General features: G+C 45.8%; 2 protein-coding genes. Both read left to right on the plus strand.

All coding sequences use genetic code 11. The features are described 5' to 3' along the window. The first annotated feature begins 441 nt into the window (after positions 1 to 441). On the plus strand, positions 442 to 2,247 hold the full coding sequence (locus GTU67_RS15030; RefSeq protein ID WP_185780793.1) for a retron Ec67 family RNA-directed DNA polymerase/endonuclease: 1,806 nt from the start codon (positions 442 to 444) through the stop codon (positions 2,245 to 2,247). Positions 2,248 to 2,828: 581 nt separating this feature from the next. After that, on the plus strand, positions 2,829 to 3,283 hold a 455-nt coding region (locus GTU67_RS15035), incomplete at its 3' end, for a transposase (RefSeq protein WP_185780794.1).

The following is a 3,283-nucleotide window of genomic DNA, read 5'->3' on the forward strand; positions in this document are numbered from 1 at the left end:
TTGTTGATCTGTTATTCGTTTGCCCGACACAGCGATATCTCCAATTTGCTGTGTCAAACCCTAGCAGATCAACCGGCCAAGATAATTGTCGCTAACCGGTCAAGTTAATTGTCGCTGAACACTTTAACCCAGATGTTACACGGGAGAGCTAGCCAATGAATAATTGATGAAGTCTCAAGTCGGTATGTGGCTATTCTGATGTCAATAGCCGTGTGGGTAACGTTAGCTGGTGGCAGTTAAATAAAGCGTACTGGTGGGGCGCGCCTAACTAAGCCGTGCTGAAGACAACTGTCGTTACTTTTCGTTATACTTAGGATGGCCTCGTAGACAGAGTTTCTGCCGTGTGATCGTGGCACTTGACAATAATGTGAGGAGCTATGCTCCTATCAATAACGCTTAGCACGATTATAGTGTTAGCAATGTTTGCTTTTGAGTGTCTACTTGGCCGCCTTCAAACTACCAGCCCCCAAATCAGCATTAGAGCGTTTTCAATACGCAAGTTCCCGCGCAGCTCTTGCAAGTCTTCTTAGCATAGAGCCCAAAGATCTCACGTATTTACTGTATGTACTTAAGAATAGTGAAAAGTATTCGCTATTTTCGATTCCTAGGAAGGGTGGTGGTCTTCGAGAGATTAATGCTCCCATTCCAAAAATTAAATCCCTTCAAAGAAGGCTTGCGGAAGGTCTAGAACTTTGCGTTGCCGACATTGCACGCCTCACCGGGAGATCCAACTCTGCCTCTCACGGGTTCTGTCCTGGAAAAAGCATTCTTTCGAATGCCTCTGTACACCGCAATAAAAGATATGTTTTTAATCTGGACCTAAAAGACTTCTTCCCGACTATCACTGGAGGGAGAATTAGGGGTTTCTTGATAAACGACAAGAATTTCAAACTCCACAAGGATGTGGCTACCACTATTGCTCACATTGCGTGCTTGGAGGGCAAGCTACCGCAGGGCAGTCCTTGCTCTCCTGTTATATCCAATTTAATTGCGGGTATTCTTGATTTTCATCTGGCTCGTCTTGCGAAGACTAATGGGTGTCGTTACACAAGATATGCTGATGACATAACGTTTTCAACGAACAAGAAGGATTTTCCGAAGTCAATAGCGTTCTGCGAAAAGGATGCACATAGGTGGGAAATTGGAAAACAGCTTCAGGGCCTTATTATTAAATCTGGTTTTGTCGTAAACGAAAAAAAAACGCGAATGCAGTACAAAACCTCTCGTCAACAAGTGACTGGGTTGGTCGTTAACACTAAAGTTAACGTTACCCGTGAGTATAGAAAGCTCGTTCGCGCATACGTTTTTTCTCTGGTTAATCACGGCCGATATACAATTAAAACGGTAGTGAAAGACGATAAAGGTCGACTCGTAGAAGAAACCGAGGAAGGTAGACGATCACAGCTCCACGGAATGCTTGGATTTATTCATTCCGTCGACAATGTATATCAATCAGATGTCAGAGACCATCCATACAATTATCCAGGACAACAACGAAGTAACAAAAATCCGACAGGTAACTTAGCGATCTACCGAAAATTTCTGTTGTATACCCTCTTTTATGACAATAAAATGCCTTTAATTGTGTGTGAGGGTAAAACTGATGGAGTCTATATCAGTAATGCTGTGCATCAAAGCAAAGCCATTTTCCCTCAGCTTCTTACGAAGAACGACGACGGAAAGGACGTATTATCATTTCAATTGTTCAAGTATACTCGTCAGCACAAAAAAAAGAAGAGTGTATATATGCCAAATTTTTCGACTGCATCGATACTTGGGGCGAGTAGCGGAGGCGGTGGGAATTTAGGCAATTTAATTCGGGCCTATCATAAGGAATTAAATAGTTTTAAGGCTCCAATAGGTGATCATCCAGTAATATTCATAGTAGATAATGATGATGGTGGAAGAACTGTCTACAAAATAATCAAGGAAACTTTGAAGATCGCTATGTCGGGACATGAATCCTTCGTACGTCTTTTTGCTAACCTTTATATAGTTCCAGTTCCTTTTAATGGTAATGCGCAAAGAAGTATTGAAGATCTCTTTACCGAAACCGATATTTCAAAGGGACTAAATGGTAAACGCTTTGACTTTTCTAATAATGCGAACTCCAGTGCATCTGTAGGTAAGGCGGAGTTTGCTTATGAATTTGTTGCAAAGCAAGCCGAAACATTGGATTGGACAGGTTTTCATTCATTATTAAATAACATCTGCGCTGTCCTAGTCGACTACGAAACCAGTGCTTGATGAAGCGCCCTGGACTCCACGAAAGCCGGCGCGCTTCAATCTGTAGTTAATTGAAAATGATCTTGAGTGTTTTGTCACAGAAGTAGCTAGCAGCTAACGTTCATTGGCCCCGTCAGTGTGTTACAGAAGGTACTCAATGCGTGACAACCCATCCTTATTGCTACGTTGAAGACTATGAATGTGTTTTTTCATTTGAACAGTGCTCGACGGATAATTGAGAAACTACAGCGCGAATACCAGCTCAAGGCCTGTGCATGCTCAGATGGTTGCTGCGTATGATTGCCAAGAAGGGGGTACCCTTCTTGCAGGTCCTTTTTTTGCGCCTGAAAAAAGGCACCGCCGTGAGGACGATTCTGACGGCATTGGCGTGGGAGGGGGATGCTGACCGGTTAAACCGTCCTCGCAGCGTCATGCAAAGACCCATGTTGTCGGCGTGACGCAGCGTCTTGAATGGCCGTTTTCGGCCAAAATGAATAAATCAGCATCGACTAAGTAAGGGCAGGCCCCCGCTGTCAGAATAGTTGGAACCTCTACAGATGTTAGAGTTTGAATCTCCAACCTGGGGCAGAGAGAAGGTTCCCATGAAGTATTCACCCGAGCGCCGCGAAGCCATATTGGCCAAGCTGGAAGCGCCATACAACCGCACCGTCAATGATTTGGCTGCCGAGGAGGGCATTTCAACAGCCACGATATACAACTGGCGCAAGCAGGCCCGTAACACAGGGCGCTTGCTGCCCAATGCGTCTGCCACGACCGAAGGCTGGAGCTCCCAGCAGAAGTTCAATGCGGTGCTGGAAACCGCTGCTCTGACTGAAGAGGAGTTAGCCGAATACTGCCGCCGCCGTGGTTTGTATCCTGAGCAGATCCGTCGCTGGCGCGCCAGTTGTGAACAGGCCAATGACCGGTCTGACCAGACTGCTGCACGGCATACCGAGGCGACCAAGGCCGAACGTAAACGTATTCGAGAATTGGAGCGGGAGCTGCGCCGCAAAGATGCCGCTTTGGCTGAAACGGCAGCAGTGCTGGCGCTGCGAAA

Source organism: Pusillimonas minor, from assembly GCF_014237865.1.
Classification (GTDB): Bacteria; Pseudomonadota; Gammaproteobacteria; order Burkholderiales; family Burkholderiaceae_B; genus Neopusillimonas; species Neopusillimonas minor.